The sequence below is a fragment of the Billgrantia zhangzhouensis genome (assembly GCF_021404465.1).
In the GTDB taxonomy this organism is placed as follows: Bacteria; Pseudomonadota; Gammaproteobacteria; order Pseudomonadales; family Halomonadaceae; genus Halomonas; species Halomonas zhangzhouensis.
Window position 1 is genome coordinate 21,389 of record NZ_JABFTT010000009.1, and the last position, 19,754, is coordinate 41,142.

General features: G+C 64.4%; 19 protein-coding genes. 4 read left to right on the top strand and 15 right to left on the bottom strand.

The window, feature by feature from the left end; translation table 11 throughout:
• Nucleotides 1-278: 278 nt before the first annotated feature.
• Nucleotides 279-1,511 (top strand): MFS transporter, encoded by a 1,233-nt coding sequence (locus tag HOP51_RS12490; protein ID WP_234274230.1) that lies wholly within the window; start codon nt 279-281, stop codon nt 1,509-1,511.
• A 6-nt stretch (nt 1,512-1,517) separates the two neighbouring features.
• Here HOP51_RS12490 and HOP51_RS12495 read toward each other — a convergent pair whose 3' ends face one another.
• The 14 genes from HOP51_RS12495 to HOP51_RS12560 form a co-directional block, all read right to left on the bottom strand.
• Nucleotides 1,518-2,150 carry a histidine phosphatase family protein gene (locus HOP51_RS12495; protein WP_234274231.1) on the bottom strand — a complete coding sequence of 211 codons (633 nt, stop codon included), beginning with the start codon at nt 2,148-2,150 and terminating at the stop codon, nt 1,518-1,520.
• Between the two features lie 23 nt (nt 2,151-2,173).
• Nucleotides 2,174-2,989, bottom strand: a complete 816-nt coding sequence (gene phnE / locus HOP51_RS12500; protein ID WP_234274232.1) for a phosphonate ABC transporter, permease protein PhnE — start codon at nt 2,987-2,989, stop codon at nt 2,174-2,176.
• Nucleotides 2,990-2,998: 9 nt separating this feature from the next.
• Nucleotides 2,999-3,808, bottom strand: a complete 810-nt coding sequence (phnE, locus tag HOP51_RS12505; protein ID WP_234274233.1) for a phosphonate ABC transporter, permease protein PhnE — start codon at nt 3,806-3,808, stop codon at nt 2,999-3,001.
• Nucleotides 3,805-4,638, bottom strand: a complete 834-nt coding sequence (gene phnC, locus HOP51_RS12510) for a phosphonate ABC transporter ATP-binding protein (protein ID WP_234274234.1) — start codon at nt 4,636-4,638, stop codon at nt 3,805-3,807. The genes phnE (HOP51_RS12505) and phnC (HOP51_RS12510) overlap by 4 nt, the downstream gene beginning before the upstream one ends.
• Nucleotides 4,639-4,730: 92 nt before the next feature.
• Nucleotides 4,731-5,633: a phosphate/phosphite/phosphonate ABC transporter substrate-binding protein gene (gene phnD / locus HOP51_RS12515; protein ID WP_234274415.1), complete on the bottom strand. Its 903-nt coding sequence runs from the start codon at nt 5,631-5,633 to the stop codon at nt 4,731-4,733.
• Between the two features lie 182 nt (nt 5,634-5,815).
• Complete coding sequence (locus HOP51_RS12520; RefSeq protein ID WP_234274235.1) at nt 5,816-6,358, bottom strand: phosphatase PAP2 family protein; 543 nt, start codon at nt 6,356-6,358, stop codon at nt 5,816-5,818.
• Nucleotides 6,330-7,493, bottom strand: a complete 1,164-nt coding sequence (locus tag HOP51_RS12525; protein ID WP_234274236.1) for a glycosyltransferase family 4 protein — start codon at nt 7,491-7,493, stop codon at nt 6,330-6,332. Before HOP51_RS12525 ends, HOP51_RS12520 begins: the two co-directional genes overlap by 29 nt.
• Before the next feature lie 119 nt (nt 7,494-7,612).
• Nucleotides 7,613-8,215, bottom strand: coding sequence for a histidine phosphatase family protein (locus HOP51_RS12530; RefSeq protein ID WP_234274237.1), 603 nt, complete (start codon nt 8,213-8,215; stop codon nt 7,613-7,615).
• A gap of 68 nt (nt 8,216-8,283) precedes the next feature.
• Entirely contained in the window at nt 8,284-9,981 is a 1,698-nt protein-coding gene (locus HOP51_RS12535; protein ID WP_234274238.1) for an ABC transporter permease, read from the bottom strand.
• Nucleotides 9,981-10,946 carry an ABC transporter substrate-binding protein gene (locus tag HOP51_RS12540; protein ID WP_234274239.1) on the bottom strand — a complete coding sequence of 322 codons (966 nt, stop codon included), beginning with the start codon at nt 10,944-10,946 and terminating at the stop codon, nt 9,981-9,983. The genes HOP51_RS12535 and HOP51_RS12540 overlap by 1 nt, the downstream gene beginning before the upstream one ends.
• Before the next feature lie 35 nt (nt 10,947-10,981).
• Nucleotides 10,982-12,082, bottom strand: coding sequence for an ABC transporter ATP-binding protein (locus HOP51_RS12545; RefSeq protein ID WP_234274240.1), 1,101 nt, complete (start codon nt 12,080-12,082; stop codon nt 10,982-10,984).
• 176 nt (nt 12,083-12,258) lie between these two features.
• On the bottom strand, nt 12,259-13,059 hold the full coding sequence (gene phnE / locus HOP51_RS12550) for a phosphonate ABC transporter, permease protein PhnE (RefSeq protein ID WP_234274241.1): 801 nt from the start codon (nt 13,057-13,059) through the stop codon (nt 12,259-12,261).
• Nucleotides 13,016-13,819, bottom strand: coding sequence for a phosphonate ABC transporter ATP-binding protein (gene phnC / locus HOP51_RS12555; RefSeq protein WP_234274242.1), 804 nt, complete (start codon nt 13,817-13,819; stop codon nt 13,016-13,018). The genes phnE (HOP51_RS12550) and phnC (HOP51_RS12555) overlap by 44 nt, the downstream gene beginning before the upstream one ends.
• Before the next feature lie 10 nt (nt 13,820-13,829).
• Entirely contained in the window at nt 13,830-14,684 is an 855-nt protein-coding gene (locus HOP51_RS12560) for a phosphate/phosphite/phosphonate ABC transporter substrate-binding protein (RefSeq protein ID WP_234274243.1), read from the bottom strand.
• A 214-nt stretch (nt 14,685-14,898) separates the two neighbouring features.
• On the opposite strand from HOP51_RS12560, the gene aceK reads away from it, so the two are divergent.
• Genes aceK through HOP51_RS12575 form a run of 3 tightly spaced genes read left to right on the top strand, consistent with a single transcriptional unit; the run spans nt 14,899 to nt 18,254 of the window.
• Nucleotides 14,899-16,632: a bifunctional isocitrate dehydrogenase kinase/phosphatase gene (aceK, locus tag HOP51_RS12565; RefSeq protein ID WP_234274244.1), complete on the top strand. Its 1,734-nt coding sequence runs from the start codon at nt 14,899-14,901 to the stop codon at nt 16,630-16,632.
• Between the two features lie 32 nt (nt 16,633-16,664).
• On the top strand, nt 16,665-17,399 hold the full coding sequence (locus HOP51_RS12570) for an SIR2 family NAD-dependent protein deacylase (RefSeq protein ID WP_234274245.1): 735 nt from the start codon (nt 16,665-16,667) through the stop codon (nt 17,397-17,399).
• A gap of 48 nt (nt 17,400-17,447) precedes the next feature.
• Nucleotides 17,448-18,254, top strand: coding sequence for a tRNA-uridine aminocarboxypropyltransferase (locus HOP51_RS12575; protein ID WP_234274246.1), 807 nt, complete (start codon nt 17,448-17,450; stop codon nt 18,252-18,254).
• Here HOP51_RS12575 and HOP51_RS12580 read toward each other — a convergent pair.
• Nucleotides 18,251-19,678, bottom strand: a complete 1,428-nt coding sequence (locus HOP51_RS12580) for a sensor domain-containing diguanylate cyclase (RefSeq protein WP_234274247.1) — start codon at nt 19,676-19,678, stop codon at nt 18,251-18,253. The genes HOP51_RS12575 and HOP51_RS12580 overlap by 4 nt on opposite strands.
• Nucleotides 19,679-19,754 lie beyond the last annotated feature (76 nt).

Sequence of the window (19,754 nt, forward strand, 5' to 3'; positions counted from 1 at the left end):
AGCGTCCTTGTTCGATGGCAAGCATCGGTAAGAGGGCCCGCGAGGGGTTACATTGCGTAACCATTATATGCCGGGTCTGCGTTGAGGGATATGTGCTGAATAGGCGCTGACTTTGGAGAGCAGAAGGGCGGTTTCTGGCACGGTAATGGCGAGGCGTTGCTTTGGTAACGGGCATCGAGCGGTGGGCATGACGAACGCAGCCTTCGTCAATGGCGTTGGCTAAAGTGGAAAATTTGTGTGTAGGCTAACGGTTTCCATGCCGCTGCCGGAGCCGCTCCATGCCAATCCCGCCATCCACAGCGATGCCTGTCACTTCCCGAGCGGAGGGCTGGTGGGTGCTGGCGGCAACGACCTGGATACAGGTGCTGTGCAGTGGTGGCATGCTGCTGGTGCCTACCTTGGCGCCCCAGATCGCGGCAGCCTTCGGGGTAGCCACGAATCTGGTCGGGCTCCAGGTCAGTCTGCTATATGGCGTGGCGATGCTGGCCTCGCTGCAGTCGGCGGTGGTGGCGCGCCGCCTGGGCGGATGTCGTTCCAGCCAACTGGCGATGGTGCTGGTGATGGTGGGCTGCCTGCTGGCCCTGCTCGGCAGCCCTTTGGCATTACTGGCCATGACGTTTCTGCTGGGTTTGGCCTATGGCATGACCAGTCCCGCGGCGGCGGAGCTGCTGACCCGCTTCACGCCCGCCGAACGGCGCAACCTGGTCTACTCCATCAAGCAGACCGGTGTACCTCTGGGCGGGGTACTGGCCGGCCTGTTGGCTCCGCCGTTGGCGGCCCTTTGGAACTGGCAGGCGGCCTTTCTGGCAGTGGGAGCTGCCTGTCTCGTCACCTTGCTGCTGCTTCAGCTCCGGCGCGCCTTGTGGGATGCAACGCGGGATGCCAGCGTACGCATGCAGGGGGGCGGAAGCCTGACCGTGCTGTACCGCTCCCGGGCCATGCGCTGGCTGGGTGCCACCGGCTTCTGCCTTTCGGCAGCACAGCTTTCGCTGCTCAGCTTTGCGGTGGCTTACATGGTGGAGGAGCTGCTGCTGTCCCTGGTGGCAGCGGGTGCGGTCGTATCGATGGTGCACGTGGCGGGGGTAGCCGGACGTCTGGCTTGGGGTGCTCTGGCGGACCGATTGAGGGCCGGTCTGCCAGTATTGTTCGGCTTGACGGGCGCCATCGCTTTGGTCTTCCTGTTGCTATCGGTACTGAGCGGCGCGCTTCCTACCTGGCTGATCATCGCCCTGATGGTGATCGCCGGTGCCACGGCCGTGGGCTGGAACGGTGTCTACCTGGCCGAGGTGGCCCGGCGCTGCGAGCCGGGAGAGGTGGGCGAAGCTACCGCCGCGGTACTCGTGCTGACCTATATGGGGGTGCTGGTAGGGCCGGCACTGTTCAGCCTGATCGTCTGGCTGAGCGACAGTTACGCCATAGGGTTCCTGCTGCCGACAGCGACTGGTGCACTGGCGGTGATCTGTCTGCTGCGCTGCGTACGCAGCAGCAGGGTGGTGGACGGCGATGCCTGACGACCGTTACCGGCCGATCCACTCCACCAGGCTGGTCCCGCCCAGTGCGTGGCGCTCATGGCGAAGGCGGCAGGTAGCGGCATAGGGAAGATCGAAGGCCAGGATGCGCGAGAGTGGCTGTTCTAGCACCTGGCGCAGCATGGCATTGGTCACGAACAGATGGCAGACCACCAGCAAGTGGCGGCCGGGTGGCGTTTCCACCAGCTCCTGCCAGGCCGCGCCCACGCGCTTGTCGAAGGCCTCGACGCTTTCTCCACCGGGTGGCGACGTCCTGCTGGGGTCGGCCCACAGGGCGGCCTGGAGGTCCATAGCCTGTTCCAGGGCCCGCACCTCGGCATGGGTCTTGCCTTCCCAGGCGCCGAGGTCCATCTCCGCGAGCCTCGGGTCCACCGTCACTGGCAGATCATGGGTCTCGCCCAGCCACAGGGCAAACTCGCGACAGCGGGCCAGCGGCGAGGTAACGATGGCGTCCCACGGCGGAGTGCCTTCGATCAAGAGTTCGTCGGTGGCGCACTGCATCTGCTGCCAGCCCCGCTCACTGAGCGGGTGGTCGGTAGTGCCGCGCAGCATGCGGCCGCCCACCGGCTCGCCGTGGCGGATCAGGTCGAGAGTGGTCACCTCGGCGTCGATAAAGCGCATGGTCGGTTTCCCGTGGCGGTGGATCAGATGATGGCGTGGCGCACCCGGGCGGATATCCACTCCGAGGCGAGCACGGTGACGAAGATCAACACGAAAATGACGCTGACCTGGTTCCAGGCCAGACTGTTGATCGCGGCATTGAGCTGTAGCCCGATGCCCCCGGCGCCCACCAGTCCCAGCACCGTGGATTCGCGGATGTTGATGTCCCAACGATAGACGCTGATGCCGGCGAAGGCGGGCATGATCTGGGGCAGTACGCCGTAGCTCATCACCTGCAGACGCCCGGCGCCGGTGGCGCTGATCGCTTCCACCGGGGTGGGATGGATCTCCTCGATGGCCTCATAGAGCAGCTTGCCGATGAAGCCGATGGAGCGCAGGGCGATGGCGATGATACCGGCGAGCACGCCCGGGCCCAGAATGGTTACCAGCAGCATGGCCCAGATCAGCGAGTTGATGGAGCGCGACGAGACGATGATCACCAGCGCGGCGCTGCGCACCAGCGGGTGTGGTGAGGTATTGCGGGCCGCCAGGAAGGCTACCGGGAAGGCCATGGCGATGCCCAGCAGCGTACCCAGGGTAGCGATGTTGAGGGTATCCCACATCGGCTTCCACAGCCGGTGGGCGTAGCTCCACTGGGGCGGCAGCATGCGGCTGATGAGGTCGCTACCCTGGCGGCCGGCGTCCTCGACGAAGACCCACATGGTGTTGTCGGAGATCACCTTCCAGCACAGCAGGAAGAGGCAGGCGCCGGCCAGCCAGCCGAGATACTGCAGCCACTGGGCGCGGGTGGTGCGCAGGCGCCAGATCGGCGTACCTTGCGAAGTCGTCGAAACGGGCATGGAGATTTCCTATTGCGTCCAGCGGCGAATATGGCTCGATGAGTACTCGCACAACAGCACGATCGCGATAATGATCAAGAGTATTGCCGCCGAGGTGTCGTACTCGTAGCGGCTGATCGAGGTGTTGAGGGTGGCGCCGATGCCGCCCGCCCCGACGATGCCGATCACCGCCGATTCGCGGAAGTTGATGTCCAGGCGATACATCGAGAGCCCGATCAGGCGGGGCATCACCTGCGGCTGCACGGCATGGTTCATGATCTGCCACCAGTTGGCCCCGGTGGCGCGGACTGCCTCCACCTGGCGCCAGTCCAGGTCCTCGATGTCCTCGGCCAACAGCTTGGCCATGAAACCGATGGTGGCGAAGGCCAGGGTGATCATGCCGGCCAGGGGGCCGAAGCCGAACATCACCACGAACAGTATGGCGATGATGATCTCCTGGAAGGTACGCGATACGGTGATGATGCCGCGGCACAGATAGTAGATGGGCCAGGGCGCGATGTTGCGCGCTGCGCCAAGCCCCACCGGGATCGACAGAGCCACGCCGATCACCGTCGAGGTGACGGTCATGGTCAGGCTCTCGAGAATGCCGTCGATGATGTCGCCGCGGCGGCTGATGAAGTCCGGCTGGGTAAAGGCCGCTAGAAAATTGAGGCCGCGGCCGGCTCCTTCGGCGACCCGTGCCCAGTTGACCTCCACCGAGGCCAGCGCCAGCACCAGATAGACGGCAAGACCTAGCGCCAGCCCCCAGCGCAACTGCGGATTCTCGATCAGCGGCAGACGCCGCCACTGGCCTGCCCGGGCCTGCTCCTGGCGGCTCATGAAGCGCCACCGGTGGCCAAGTTGAGGTGAGCGGTGGGCGCCGGCGTGGCGGGCTCGCCCTCCGTTTCTTCCTCTTGAACCCGGGTGTCCCACTCCTCCTCGCCGTAGATAGTGGTCAGGGTCTCGGCATCCAGCTCGCCGGGTTTGCCGTCGAAGACGATCTGGCCGGCGCGCAGGCCGACGATGCGATCGGCGAACTGCTGGGCGAGAGCCACGTCGTGGATGTTGATGATGGCAGCCAGATTGCGCTCGGCACACAGCTCGCGGATCAGGCGCATGATCTGGCGTGAGGTCTTGGGGTCGAGGCTCGCGGTGGGCTCATCCACCAAGAGCAGGCGCGGGCTCTGGATCAGGGCTCGGGCGATACCCACCCGCTGGCGCTGCCCCCCGGAGAGCGCATCGGCGCGTTTGTCCAGGGCGTGCGGCAGGCCGACCCGATCGAGCAGGCGGAAGGCTTCGGCAATGTCTTCCTGCGAGTAGCGACGCGTGAAGCTGCGCCAGAAGCCGACGTAGCCGAGACGGCCAGAGAGCACGTTCTCCATCACCGTGAGACGATCCACCAGGGCGTACTCCTGAAAGATCATGGCCATGGAGCGGCGTGCCCGGCGTAGCGCCGCGCCGGAAAGCCGGGTCAGCTCGGTATCCTCCAGGCGGATGCTGCCGCTGGTGGGTTCCACCAAGCGATTGACGCAGCGAATCAGTGTGCTCTTGCCGGCCCCGGAGGGGCCGATCAGGGCCATGACCTGGCCGCGTGGCAATGTCAGGTCGATGTCGGACAGAGCGCGGTCCCCGGTGGGGTAGCGCTTGGAGACCTGGGATAGAGTCAGCATGGTGCAGCTCCCTTCTTTCATGCACGGAGCAGCCGGGGCGTTTCCCCGGCCACTCGTGTGGTGTCAGGCTGCGATGCGCAGCCGTTCCCGCATCAGTCGCAGTCGTAGGTGACGCCATTGGCGTCGGCGATGGTGCGGATCACCGACCAATGCTCTTCATAGGTGATGGGAATGAACTGAGCTTCCCCGGAGTTGGCGAATTCGGCTTCCAGCGGAGTGCCCGACCAGTCGTAGCTGAAGAAGGCCTCCTGGATCTGCTCCTGGAGTTCCGGCTTCAGGTTGTGAGCAAGGCCGTAGGCGGTGGTGGGAAAGGTTTCGGAGGTATAGATGACCTCGTAGTCGCCTTCGTTGATCACACCGCGGGCCAGCATGCGGTGGGCGACCGAGTTGGCAATGGCGGCGGCGTCGTAGTCACGGTTGATCACGCCGAGGATGGAGTTGTCATGCGAGCCGGAGAAGGCGGTTTCGAAGTCTTCGTCGGCCTCCATGCTGTACTCGCTGCGCAGCAGTGCCGAGGGGGCGCGGAAACCGGAATTGGATGTGGGCGAGGTGAACGCCAACTGACGACCGGCCAGGTCCTCCATGCTTTCGATGCCGCTATCCGGGTGCGTGATGATCTCCATCTCGTAGCCGTAGCTGCCGTCCTCGGCGGCCATGATGGCGAAGGGACGGAAGCCGCCGCAGTTCACTGCCACCGGCACGCCGCCAGTGTTGAAGCCGGCCACATGCAGACGACCAGCACGCAGTGCCTCCTGCTGGGCGGCGTTGGACTGTACCGGGAAGAACTGCACCCGCTTGCCGGTCGCTTCGCCCAGATGATCGAGGAAGTCGGCCCAGACGTCGGCATAGACGGCCGGGTCTTCCACCGGGGTGTAGGCGAACACCAGCGTGCTAGGGTCGACCCACTGAGATTCGTCACTGGGAATGTCGGCAATCATGTCGCCATCGGTATCGGTATAGCGCGAGGAGAGGTCGGCGCTGGCCTGAAACGCCATGGTGGCCAGGACGCCGGTAACGGCGGTACGCAGCAGCAGAGGGGAGAAACGTTGGGACAGCATTGTCGATCACCTGTTTTGCGGAAGGGTAGCGAACTGTTACGGCTGCCATCCTGCTGTCTTGGCATTACGACTTGCGGTCCATTGCGTGACGGTTGGGTGACGGCTCTGTGAATGCGACCTCAACCCGCCAGGTAGAGGCTCATCAGGCCGAAGGCATAGCCGATGGCGGCGCCAGCGGCGACATCGCTGATGTAATGCAGGCCCAGGCCTACGCGCGAAAGGGCGATCAGGGCCGCCAGAGGGACCAGCAGCGGCAACAGCCAGGGGGCATGGGCCGCCGTCATCACGCAGAACATTACCGCGTGCATGGTGTGCCCACTGGGAAAGCTGTAGCGGTCGCGAGCCGGCTCACCGCATTGAATCAGGTTGACGAAGGTGATGAAGGGGCGCTCCCGGCACAGGCGCGTCTTGATCAGGCGATAGATCAGGATAGCGGCGAGCCCAGTCACGGCGTACTGCAGGAAAAAGGCGAGCCCCGCCTGGGGCTGGAGCCACGGTTGGGCGGCGATCAATGCCACCCACAGTGGCCAGTCGCCCAGGCGGCTGGCCAGGCGCAGGGTGGCCAGCCAAGGCGCGTACAGGCTGAGGTTGGCGAAGCGCTGGCACAGCCGCCACTCCAACAGGTCGAGGCGATCAAATACGGCAGGGGCGCGTGGTCTCATGGTCTATCTCCCGGGCCTGTTCTAAGACGGACAGGAACTTGTCTGCAATGGCGGGCCAGCGGCAGGCCTGGCTGCGCAGGTGAGCGGCGCGGCCCATCTGGGCGTAGCGGGCAGGATGCTGACAAAGCGCCACGGCGGCGTCGCGAAACGCTTCGGCGTTGCCGGCGGTCACCGTCACGCCATTGGTGCCGCTGTCGATCAGTTCTGCGGCGGCAGCGTGGCGATAGGCCACCACTGCCAGGCCGCTGGCCATGGCTTCCGGTACCACGTTGCCCCAGGTCTCGGAGAGCGAGGGGAACAGGAACATATCGGCGCTGGCGTAGTGACGAGCCAGGTCTTTAGGCGAGATGAAGCCGGTGAAATGCACTTCCGGCAACGCCTTCTCCAAGGAGCGCCGTGCCGGGCCGTCACCGACGATTACCTGTGCCATGTCGGGGCGGGCACTGCGCATGGCGTGCAGCGTCTCGCGCAGCAGGGTGAGGTTCTTCTCGGCCGCAAGGCGGCCGACATGCAACGCCACCGGACTGTGCTCGTCGACCCCCCAACAGCGACGCAGCTCGGCGCAGCGTAGCCCGGGTGAGAAGCGAGTCTGGTCGATGCCGCGCCCCATCACTTCCAGACGCTCGAAGCCATGGCTGGCCAAGTCATCCGCCTGCTGTCGGGTGGGTACCAGGTTGGCCTGGCAACCGTTGTGAAAGTGGCGCAGCCCACGCATCAGCAGCGGGGCGAGCCAGGGTACACCGTAATCGCCGCAATAATGGTCGAAATTGGTGTGCCAGCCGGCCACCAGCGGAATGCCCAGGCGTCTGGCCACACGCCGCGCCGACCAGCCCAGCGGTCCTTGCGTGGCCAGGTAAACCACGTCGGGGCGCTGAGCCTGCCATAGGCGCTGGATACGACGACCGGCCGGTATGCCGATACGCACGGCACGGTAGCCGGGAATTGACATGCCACGCACTCGCAACTCGGCCTGTATGCCCGGGGTGGGCTCTGAAGCGCTACCGTCTGCCGGCTGCGGGCGGATGAGCTGCAGTGCCATGCCGCGTGCCTGCAGCTCGTGGCTCAGTTGAGTCAGGGTGTGGGCCACGCCGTTGATTTCCGGTGCCCAAGTCTCGCTGACAAGACAGATACGCATGGAATCCTCGCCATCGTGAGCATGATAGCGAGAATGTCAGACGTGTATGACGAACTGGGGTCTTGGATATGATGAAAGCATGACAGCGTATGGAATCGGTACGGGTGTGTGGCGCTGTTTTACTTCACGTTGATTCCATGTTGTTCGATCACCCCTATCCCTTTTTGGTCATACCATAATGTTACCCGGGCACAATCGCCGATGGAAAATTCCCCGAGTCTCAGGATGTCGCGGAACAATAGACGAAATACGCCTCCATGAGTCACTAAGGCTATCTCTCCTTTCGAGCCGTCGTTAAATAGCCTTTCGAAAGCGGCCGTCACCCGCTGTTTGAAGTCGCGATAAGATTCTGCGCCCGTGACAGTATCCTCCAGGCCTTTTAGCTTGGCGACTTCTTGTGGGTGATGCTGTTGCGCCTCATGCTTGGTCATGCCTGACAAGATGCCGTAGCGGTTACATTCCCTGAATTCCGGGAGGACACCACGTGGCACGTCAAGGCAGTCCGCAATGATGTCTGCCGTCTCCAGCGCGCGGTTGAGGGAGCTCGAATAGACCATCGACAACGGTGAATTGTTCAAGTCCTGCGCAACTTGCCGGCTCTGCTCTTTGCCGAGATCGGTCAGATAGTCGTCGTAGGCGCCCCCAAATCTGTTCTCGATGTCTCCTGTTGTCTGGCCGTGACGGATCAGATGCAAGGTTGAACCGTTCAATGGTTGCGGCATGCCCATCAACTCCTGATTAGAGAATCTTTCCTATTGCCATGTCTCAGCGACCGGATCTGCCGCTCGCCTCAACCGGCAATCGGCAGACGTTTTCTGCTGAATACGGTCAGCGCCACCAGCAGCGCCGTGGTGGTGAAGATCGCCACGGCACTCATCGCCATGCCGACTCCTGGAGAGCCCTGCTCGAACTGACCGAAGACGAAGGTCGAGACCGTGCGCATACCGGCCGGCGCCACCATCAGCGAGGCCACCAGTTCGCGGGAGGCGATGGCGAACACCAGTAGCATGGAGACGATCAAACTCGGCGCCAGGGCGGGCAGCAGAATGCGGCGGAAGGCGGTGAAGAAACCGGCGCCACAGACCCGTGCGGCGGCCTCGAGGCTCTCACCCATCTGGCGGAAGGCCGCCGAGGCGTAGCGTACCGGGTAGGGCAGCAGCAGGCAGGCATAGGCGAGCAGCAGCATGGCGCCGGTATTGTAGATCTGGATTGGCCACCAGCTCTGGTTCCAGGCCAGGATCAAGCCCACCGCGACCACGATGCCGGGCATGGTATTGGGCAGTAGCGAGAGCAGATCGAGCAGCCCTTTGCCGCGCAACTGGGCGCGTACCACCAGATAGCCGACGAGAGCCCCTAGTATGCCGGTGAGCATGGCGGCACCGATGGCCAGGCTCAGGCTGGTGGAAAGTGCCTGCAGCGCACCGCCGCGGTTGGCCAGCAATGCCTCGAAGTGGCGCAGTGAAACATTCTCCAGGGTCAACCCGCCGGAGAGGGTGCCGGTGAAGGCGGTGGCCAGCACGGCAAGGATCGGCACGCCCACCGAGATCAGTCCGACCAGCCCGAAGAGTGCCAGCACCGGCCAGCGCCAGAGTCCGAGTTCGATGCTCTCCGGGGCTGCAGGCTTGCCTGTCTGGCTGATGAAGGAGCGTCGTGTCACCAGCCAGTGCTGCAGGTAGAAGGCGGCCATGGCCAGCATTACCAGAAGCAGAGACAACACCGCAGCCCCCGGGATGTCGATGGGCCAGTCGGAGAAGCGCTCATGAATGGCGGTGACCAGAACCTCGTAGCCAGCTTGTGCACCCAGCGTTGCCGGTGTCCCGAACTCCTCGATGGTCAGGGCGAAAACCAGCAGCAGGCTGGCCGCGATGCCGGGAGTGGAGAGCGGCAGCGTGATGCGCCAGAAGGCGCGCCAGGGACCGGCGCCGCTGACCCGGGCAGCGGCGGCATAGCGACTGCCGACGCTCATCATGGTGCGCGAGACAGCGAAATAGACGACTGGGAAGACGTTGAGCCCCATCACGAAGACGATGCCGGAAAACGAAAACAGAAATGCGCCGCCGGGAAGTCCAGTGAGCTGCTCGGCATAGCCCCGAGGCTGCAGCGTCAGCATCCAGGAGAGTGCCGCGATATAGGGCGGGATCATGAAGGGGATCAGGAATATCAGATCCCAGGCAGCACCGCCAGGTACTCGGGTCAGGGCCCGCAGTGCGCCCAGGGGAATGGCCAGAAGGGCGCAGACGACCACCACGGCTAGGCCCAGGCGCAGGGTGTTGCCAAGCAGCCCGAGCAGCGCCGGATCGGAGAGTAGCGGAGCGAAAAGAGTGAAGGCACCGCTTAACTCGCCCCGCGACCAGCCGGGGAAGATGGCCTGCAGCATCACGTAGAGTAGCGGCAACCCCACCAGCAGCAGCAGGGCCATCGCCGTCAGCAGCATGATGGCGCCTGCCCCGTTGATTCGGGGCAGGCGCCAGGCAATACGCTCAGACATCAACTGCCCGTGGCCTCGCGGAAGCGCTGCAGGATGGCATCGCGCTGAGCATTCATCGCCTCACTGTCCACTTCGATCAGGGTCAGCTCCTCGATGGTGGGACGCAGCGCCTCGATGTCGGTGCGGGCCGGCATCAGGTAGCGCTCGGCGACCCGCGCCTGCCCCTGTTCGGAGAGCACGAAGTCGACGAATTGCTCGGCCTCGCTGGGCATGTCGGTGGAGGCGAGAATCATCATCGGGCGAGGGGCGATGACCGTACCGCTGCTCGGAAAGATCACCTCGATGGCCTCGCCATCGGCCTGTTGGCCAAGCGAGATGTAGTCCACTGCACCGAAGACCACCGACTTGGCGCCCTGCAGCACCGGGTTGAGGGCGCGGGCGTTGGGGCCGGGCACGATCATGCCGTTATCGGAGAGTTCTTCGACAAGAGACCAAGTGGCTTCATCGCCCATGGCAGTGAGCAGGCCCGTGATCAATTCGAAGGCGGCTCCCGACTGCGCGGGGTCGGGCATCGTCACCTGGTCGCGGTAGGCCGCATCGGTGAGATCGCTCCAGTCGCCTGGTTGGGGGACGTCGCTGTCGCGATTCCACACGAGCGCCAGAGCCGAAACGCCTTGGGCGACGTAGTGTTCGGTCTTGAGGAAGTCAGGTACCGTCTCGGCATTGGGCGAGAGATAGGGGTGCAGCAGGTTCTGCTCATGCAGCGATTTTGCACTGTCCCAGGAGGCGGAGATCACCACGTCAGCCAGCGGATTGGATTGCTCTGACTCCAGCCGCGCCATGACCTGGCCGGTCGTGCTCTGGAAGACGTTGACCTCAATGCCGGTCTCTTCGGTGAAATCCGCGGCGAGATGCTCGATCAGTGCGCCAGGGCCGGCGGAATAGACGGTCAGGGCGTTGGCCGAGGCCAGGCCGGGCAGGGCGACAAGACAGACACCCAAGGCAAGGGGTTTCAAGATATGCATGGCGGACTCCAGATTACAGCGATGGTCGAGGTGGATCAGGCAATGGCGCTAGCGGTCACGCTGGCGCCTGGTACCAGGTCGAGCAGATGAGCGCCGTCACGCCACGCGCGCAGGGCACTGATGTCGATGTCGACGCCGGCCTGGCAACCACGCTCCGGGGCGTGAGGCGCATGCAGCTTGAGCGTGGCGCCATCGGCAAGGGTTAGTTGTAGCGACAGGTGCTCGCCCTGAAACAGGCGGCCGCTAAGATGACCGCGCAGTTGGCCCTCGTGGGGGGCACAGAGCCGCAGCGCGCGGCGCGGCAGCAGTAGCGTGACCGTGCCACGGTACCCGCAGGCGGCCGCCAATGGCAGGCAGGTATCGGCGATCACCAGGCCCTCGGTCTCGAGCCGACCCTCGAGAAGGGTGCCGGCATCGACGAAGGCGGCGATCTCCGGCGTGGCCGGGGTATGAAAGAGTGCCTCCGGCGAGTCGATCTGCTGTAGGCGACCCTGCTGCAGCACGGCGACCCGGTCGGCCAAGGCGAAGGCCTCATGCTGGTCATGGGTGACAAAGACTGCGGTCAGGCCGAGTTCCTCTATCAGGCTGCGGATCTCCAGCGCCAGGTTTTCGCGCAGGCCCTTGTCGAGGTTGGAAAGCGGCTCGTCCATTAGCAGCAGGCGCGGTTTGGCCACGATGGCCCGGGCCAGCGCGACTCGCTGTTGCTGGCCCCCCGAGAGAGCACCGGGAGTGCGCTCGGCGAAATCGGCAAGCCCCACCAGCTCAAGCGCCCATTCCACCTGGGGGCGACGGGCGTTGGCCTTCACCCCCTGCATTTCAAGCGGAAACGCCACGTTCTGGTACACGCTCATGTGTGGCCAGAGGGCGTAATCCTGAAAGACCATGCCCAGTCGGCGATCATCGGGACTCAAATGGCGGCCCGGTGCCGCGACGCATTCACCGTCGAGAAGAATCTCGCCTTCATTCGCTTCGGAGAGGCCGGCGATGCAACGCAGCAGTGTGGTCTTGCCGCAACCGGAAGGGCCGAGCAGGGCGAGTACCTGGCCTCTGTGCAGCATGAGATCTATGCCGTCGAGCGCCACGACTTGGCCGAAACGTTTATGCAGGCGGTCGATCCGGAGCGCAGGGGTGGGCATGACGCAGCCTCTCTGAAAAAGTCCAGATTAAAGAGGAGTGATGACAGCGGGATGACAATCGTCCTGGGGCGCCTCTTCCAGTGACGCTGCAACGGGACGAGGAAACCGTCAGGCAGCCCCTGAGAGCAAGGCAAGGCCGCTCGAGGCGGCCTTGCCTTGCTGGGTACTTCTCGGGATCAGATTACCCGCTTGCGAATCCAGGCGCTGACCTGCTCCACGCCGATGACCACCACCAAGATGGAGAGGATCACGGTGAGTGCCTGGTCGTAACGGAACAGATTCATGGCGGCGGAGAGCTCCACGCCGATGCCGCCAGCGCCGACCAGGCCCAGCACCACGGCACTGCGCACGGCCTTTTCCACCGAGAACAGGCTGGTGGCCACGAAGGAGGGGGTGCATTCGGGCAGGATGGCGCCGCATACCACCCCGCTGCGCGAGGCGCCGGTAGCGGCCAGTGCCTGACCGGGGCCGGGGTCTACCTCCTCGATGCGTTCCGAGAAGAAGCGTGCGCAGAAACCGATGGTGTCCATGACGATAGCGAGGATGCCGGCCAGCGGCCCGAGCCCCACCGCGACCACGAAGATCAGTGCCCATACGAGGTCCGGCACGGTTCGCAGGGTGGCGACGATGTTACGTGCCACCACCCGGACCAGCGGGTGCGGGCTGGTGTTGCGCGCGCACAGCAAGGCCATGGGCAGACTCAGGATCACCCCGAACACCACGCCGACGATGGCCATCTGGAAGGTTTCCAGCATGGCGATGGCGATCACGTCCCAGCGATCGAAGTTCGGTGGCATCGCTTCACCGAAGAAAGTGCCGAGATTGATGACGCCGCGGAGTAGCCGGTCCGGATGGATGTTGGCACTGGTGAAGCCGCTGATGAAGAAGGCCGCAAACGCCAGCAGCAGGATGAAGGCGATGGGAGAGGGGCGCTCAAGCCTGGGCGGCGCGCTGTAGCGGTGAGATAACTCGCTCATCTGTGTCAGCTTCCTGGGGCGTGTCGGTGTGGTAGAGCGTCGTGATGTCGGCGTCACTGATGGCATCGGTCGGGCGGTCGAAGGCGAGAGTGCCGGCTTTGAGCCCGATCAGCCGCTCGCCGAACGCCCGGGCCAGCTCGATCTGATGCAGCACGCAGAGCACCGTCATCCCGCGCTCACGCACCACCGACCACAATAGCTCCATGACCTCCTGGCCGGCCTTGGGGTCGAGGCTGGCTACCGGCTCGTCGGCCAGCACGATCTCGGCGTCCTGCATCAGCATGCGAGCGATGGCCACGCGCTGCTGCTGGCCGCCGGAAAGGGTGTCGGTGCGACGCGCCGCCAGATGGGCGAGGCCTACCCGGTCGAGAGCCTCCATGGCCGCCAGGCGGGACTCACGACTGGCGGTGAGGGCGTGGCTGGCCAGGAGGCCGCGGCGCCCCATCAGACCGAACAGCACGTTTTGCAGCACTGAGAGGTTGCCGACCATGTTGAATTTTTGGAAGACGCAGCCGATGCGTTGGCGTAGCGTCCGTAGTTCGCGGCGTGAAGCGCGGGCCAGGTCGACGCCATCCAACACCAAGCGCCCCGACGTGGGGCGCTCCAGGCCAGTGAGACACTTCATCAGCGTCGACTTGCCGCAACCGTTGTGGCCGAGAATCACCACTCCCTCCCCTGGGGACACCGAGAAGGAGAGGCCATTGAGGGCCTGAGTGCCATCGGGGTAGACCTTTGCCAGGTCCTGGATGGTCAGTTGCATGACAAAACCTTCAGTCGGAGAGGCCGAGCAGGGCGTAGGAGTCGCGGACCACGTCATACTCGGCATCGTCCACGCGCACCATCTCGGCGCCGATGTACTTGTCGCGTTCGCCAGGGGCGAGAATCGCCTGCAGCAGGCCGTCAGGATCGTTCATGAAGGCCTCCTGAATCTCGGCCACGCAGTCGGCAGAGATATGCGGGCCGGCCACCATGGGGTCGCCCGGCATGTCCTGGCCGCGGGCGATGATGCGGTAATTCTCCTCGCCGTGCTGCTCCGCGAAGGGGGCGAAGTCGCGTACGCCTGTGCCCACCGCGTCGACTTCGCCCGAGGCCAGTGCCTGCATGCGGGCACCATCGAGCAGCGTGATCTGCAGGTCCCGATCGATGTCCAGGCCAGCCTGGTGCAGCATGTGGCTGGGCATGATGTGGCCGGTGGTAGAGCCATGATCCTTCATGGCGACGTGCTTGCCGCGCAGGTCTTCCAGTGTCTCGATGCCGCTGTCGGTGGGGGCGATGAACACCGAGTAGTACTCGGAGCGCACGATGGCGGTGACCGGCTTAATGCCTTCGACACGCTCTGCCATCAGCACGTATTCGGAGGGGCCAGCCAGCACGATGTCGACCTGCTCGAAGCGCAGGGCGTTGATGGCGGTGGTGCGGCTGCCTACCGGGAAGAACTCGACCTCGACGCCGAGACGTGACTCGACTTCGTCGACGAACTCCTGGTAGGCGCGCTGCAGCTCTTCAGTGCCCTCGATACCGGTATCGGCGAAGCGCAGGGTAGTGGGGCAGGACTCGGCGGCCTGAACCTGAGTAGCGCCGGCCATGGCAATGGCGGCGGCCAGGGAGAGCAGGGGACGAAGCATGACGGACCTCATGGAAGTAGTCGGGGCGTATGGCTCTGGATGCGCTACTACCCTGCCAAGTCCATGTGACAGATCGACGGCAATCTTATGATGGTCTCGTGACGGCGAGGTGACGCTCGCCATGTCGCCGAACTACAGCGCGGCCCACCATGGTCGGCTCGCGCGGCCGGCGAGAATTGGCGAAGCTGGTGGCCTATGCTGCCCGGAGTCTGCCATGAAGCATTCGCCTGCCTATCGCCTCGCCGCCACCATCCTGCACGGCTTCGACGAGTATCGTACCCGCTTCAAGGTAATCACCGCTGATGCCAGCCGGCGTTTTCGCGATGCTGCCTGGCGCGAGGCTCAGCAGGCCTCGGCCGAACGTATCGACCTCTACGAGGAGAAGGTCGGCGAGACTCTGGGACGGCTTAAGCGGGCCCTGGACGAGGACGACCTGACCCACTGCGAGTGCTGGCGCGAGGCCCGCAATCATTACGCCGAGTTGATCAGCGAACGGCTCGATTACGAGCTCGCCGAGACTTATTTCAATTCGCTGTTCTGCTCGATCTTTCACCACCGCCACATCCGCAACGACTGGATGTTCGTCTACAGTTCGCGGGACGCTGCGGCCCATCACTCGGGGCTGGAGCCCTGCCGTCGCATGACCGTCAAGGGCGATTGGGCGGCGTCGATCCGCTGGGCGCTGGCCGAGGCCCCCTTCGAGACGCCGTACGAGGACCTGGAGCGTGACGTGCGGCTGGGTGCCGAGTTCCTGCGCAATCATCTGCCCCGGACGATCCTCGACGCGCCGAATGCCGAGGTCGAGCTGCTCAAGAGCGTGTTCTATCGCAACAAGGGCGCCTACCTGGTGGGGCGGATTCGCGGCGATGGTGCCCAGGTGCCGCTGGTGCTGCCGATCCTGCACGACCAGGGCGAGGGGCTGCACCTGGATACCGTGCTGATCGAATCAGACGAGGTATCGATCATCTTCTCCTTTACCCGCGCCTACTTTCAGGTCGACGTCCAGGTGCCGGGTGAGTTCGTCGACTACCTGCAGCAACTCATGCCCGACAAGCCGGAGGGCGAACTTTATTCGGCGATCGGCTTCTTCAAGCACGGCAAGACTGAGTTCTTCCGCGCTCTCAATCGCCAGGTGGCCAAGCGCGAGGATCAGTTCATCATCGCCCCGGGGGTACGCGGCATGGTCATGGCGGTGTTCGTGCTGCCCTCGTTTCGCACCGTGTTCAAGATCATCAAGGACCGCTTCGACCCCTCCAAGGAGATGACCCACGGCACCGTGCGCGAGAAGTACCGACTGGTGAAGCGCCACGACCGGGTCGGGCGCATGGCCGATACCCAGGAATTCTCCAACTTCATCGCACGCAAGGACCACTTTGCCCCGGAATGCCTCGAGCACCTGCTCGAGGTGGCGCCCTCCACTGTGTACCTCAGGGGTGACAAGGTGATCATCAAGCACTGCTACACCGAGCGCATGATGACTCCGCTCAACCTCTATCTGGAACAGATCGGCGAGGAGGAGACCCAGGCGGTGCTCAAGGACTACGGCAACGCCATCAAGCAAATGGCCGCAGCCAATATCTTTCCCGGCGACATGCTGCTGAAGAACTTCGGCGTTACTCGCCATGGCCGGGTGATCTTCTACGACTACGATGAGGTGGGCTACCTCACCGAATGCAACTTCCGCCACATTCCCGAACCGATGTACCCGGAGCAGGAGTTATCCGGCGAGCCTTGGTACTCGGTGGGGCCTAATGATATTTTCCCCGAGGAGTTCGGGCCCTTTCTGTTCGCCGACCTCAAGCTGCGCAAGCTCTTCTATCAGCTCCACCCCGAGCTGTTCGACGCCGACTACTGGAAGAGCGTGCAACAGGCGATCCGCGATGGGCGAGTGATCGACGTCTACCCCTATCGCAACAAGCAGCGCTTCAGCGCCAGCGAGGTCTATTAGGCCGAGCGCATTTCAACGACATGAGGAGGCTCATGGCTGACGACAGGCGGCCTCATCTGGTGGTTTTCAGCGGCTCGGGCATCAGTGCCGAGAGCGGCATCCAGACCTTTCGTGCCGGTGATGGCCTGTGGGCCGAGCACCCCATCGAGGAGGTCGCCACGCCCGAGGCCTGGCGCCGCGACCCCGCTCGTGTATTAGGCTTCTACAACCTGCGCCGTGAGCAGGTGCGCCGGGCACGCCCCAACGCCGCGCACAAGGCGCTGGCGGATCTCGAGCGGCAGGGCTTTCGGGTCAGCATCATTACCCAGAACATCGACGACCTGCACGAGCGCGCCGGCTCGCGTAGCGTGCTGCACCTGCATGGCGAAATTCTCAAGGCGCGCTCCACGGTGGATGCCCGCATGCAGTATCCGCTGCCCCGCGGTGGGATCGAGCTGGGTGACATCTGTGACAAGGGCAGCCAACTGCGCCCCGACGTGGTGTGGTTCGGCGAGAGCGTGCCTTATTTCGGCGAGGCTTGTGCGCTCGTCGCCGAGGCCGATCTGCTGCTGGTAGTGGGCACATCGCTTGCCGTAATGCCCGCGGCCTCGCTGCTCGAACACACGCCGCTGGATGCGCCCAGCGTGCTGGTCGACCCTGAAGCCGAGACACTGGCTCCGCCCGGCGTGACCCGCATCAGCCAGCCCGCCGGCAAGGGTGTGCCGGCACTGACGCGCCACTGGCAGCGCGAGGGGAGGCTGTGGGTGCCGGAAACTCTGCTGGGATGAGGGCCAGGATGCTAGAATGCCGCCCCCGCTGCCCCTGGATACGTAATGATGCTGGATGAGACTGGCCAGGCCGACCTTGCCGAGCATGACTCCACCACCGGGTTGGGCCAGGGGCCCGCTCCCGGTCTCTTTCATGACCCCGCAACTGGTCATCCACGCCCGCCGCGGCGTGAGTTCAAGGCGCGCGGCAGTTTTACCGAGCGCTGCCCCGGCTGTAACCTCCCGGTGCTCAACTGTCTCTGTCCCTACCAGGCCAGCACCGAGAGCGAGGCGCGGGTGTGGCTGATCACGCATCCGCTCGAGCACCTCAAGCCGACCAATACCGGACGCCTGATCCGCGACGTGCTGCCGGATACCGAGGTATTCACCTGGTACCGCACGGCACCGGACGAGCGCCTGCTGGCCTTGCTTGAGGACCCGCGCTTCGCGCCTTTCGTGATCTTTCCCGATGACCAGCCCGACTATGCCGGGCGGGTCGTGGGCATGGACGCAGTCGGCGAGGTCAAGGCCAGCGGCAGAACGCCGGTATTCATCCTGCTGGACGGCACCTGGCGACAGGCGCGGCGGATCTTCCGCAAGAGCCCCTACCTCGACCGGCTGCCGGTGCTGCCGCTGGCTACCTCGCGGTTGACCCGCTACCAGTTGCGCAAGCCCGCTTCCCAAGCCCATCTTTGCACCGCCGAGGTGGCCGCCGAACTGCTGCGCCAGAGTGGCGACACCACGGCGGCCCAAGTGCTGGACGACTATTTCGACGCCTTCAACGTCAGCTATGCTGCCAGCCGGCGCTACGAGAAGATCGAGCAGCCGACGCCGGCGATGCGTCGGCTGCTGGCATATCGTGACGACGACCGCTAGCAGGCCTCCTGCGTGCGCACGCAGGCGCGCCCCGCCCGCTTGGCTTGGTACATTGCCTGATCGGCACGCTGCACCAGCCGCCTGGAACTGTCGCCGGGCTGGCAAGCAGCGACACCGAAGCTGGCGGTAACCTGACCCACGGGGGCGATAGGGCTCTGAGCGAGGGCGTGGCACACGCGCCAAGCCAGTTCCTGCGCTTGGGTTAGATCGCAGCCGGGCACTACGGCGATGAATTCCTCGCCGCCCCAGCGTCCGAGATGGTCGCTGTTGCGCAGATGCGACTGGGCCTCCTGGGCCACCTGATGCAGTACCTGATCGCCTACCTCATGCCCATGGCTATCGTTGATCGCTTTGAAGCGATCGATATCGAACAGCAGTACTGCCAGGGGGCTGCCATTCCGGCAGGCCGCCGCCAGCTCGGTCTCGAGCACCTGTTCGATACGGTGACGATTGGCCACCTGTGTCAGCGGGTCGGTATAGGCGAGCCGTTGAAGCCGGGTGTTGCGCTCATGCAGCAGCCGGTAACGGTCCTGGGTCTGCTGCTTTTCGTGCAGCAGTGCCCGGCGTAGCGTGGCCACCTGAGTGAGCTGAAGCAGCAGGTGTCGCAAGGGCGGTGACAGATGACGCGGCTGACGGTCCCGACATACCACCAGGCTGCGGCCCGGAGTGGCCTCGTGTAAGTCGAGTATGAGCGCCGCGCGGGCCTGCCGGCCGCTCAGCCAGTTGCGTAGCTTCGGAGGAGGCAGGCATAGCGGGCAGCCGGACAGATCGGGAAGCGGGCCGGGCGAACCGAACAGTTCGGCTGGCTTCGCCTGGCCATCGACCAGCATGAGCGGTACGCGGGCGCTGCGATCCACGGTGCAGGGAACGGATTCGATGGGAATGCCCTTCTGCTCCAGGCGCAGGTCGTGTCCGTCGTGGTCCTGGCCGAGCAGGGTGCATGATGCAAAGCCGGTCAGCACGTGGAGAGCCTGCAGGAGCTGGGCGTAGAGCTCGCTGGTGCTGCTGGCGCGAGCGATACGCGTTCCCCATGTGTAGCCGAGCCCTGGCAGGTCGTGGCCTGTCTCCTCCTCCTGCGGTTCGACTTCGAGAATCACGTGTCGCCCTGTCGCGTGGAGAGAGAGATAGAGCGGCTGCAAGGTGCCGTTCCCGGAAGAGATCGTGATACCGGGTGCCCCCCTGGCCAACGCCCGGGCCAGGGCCGTTACGGTATCGGCTCCCAGCACTTGTTCGGGCGGACGGCCAAGCGCCTCGGCAGGAGATAGCCCGAAGAAACGGGACAGATTGCTGCTGGCCAGGCACACGCTCTGCCAGTCGTTGTCGAAAGCAAGGAGACAACCATGCGGCTGGACCGTGGCATCAGTGTGCGGCACCGTCGGGCAGACGCTCGCATCATCGAGTTCCTCATCAAGCGAGTCCGGCATGGGATTCCCTGTTGTGTGTTACGGCAGCCAAGTTGGCTGCCGACCCTCCTGTTGCATGCCATGTCATCCGGACGGT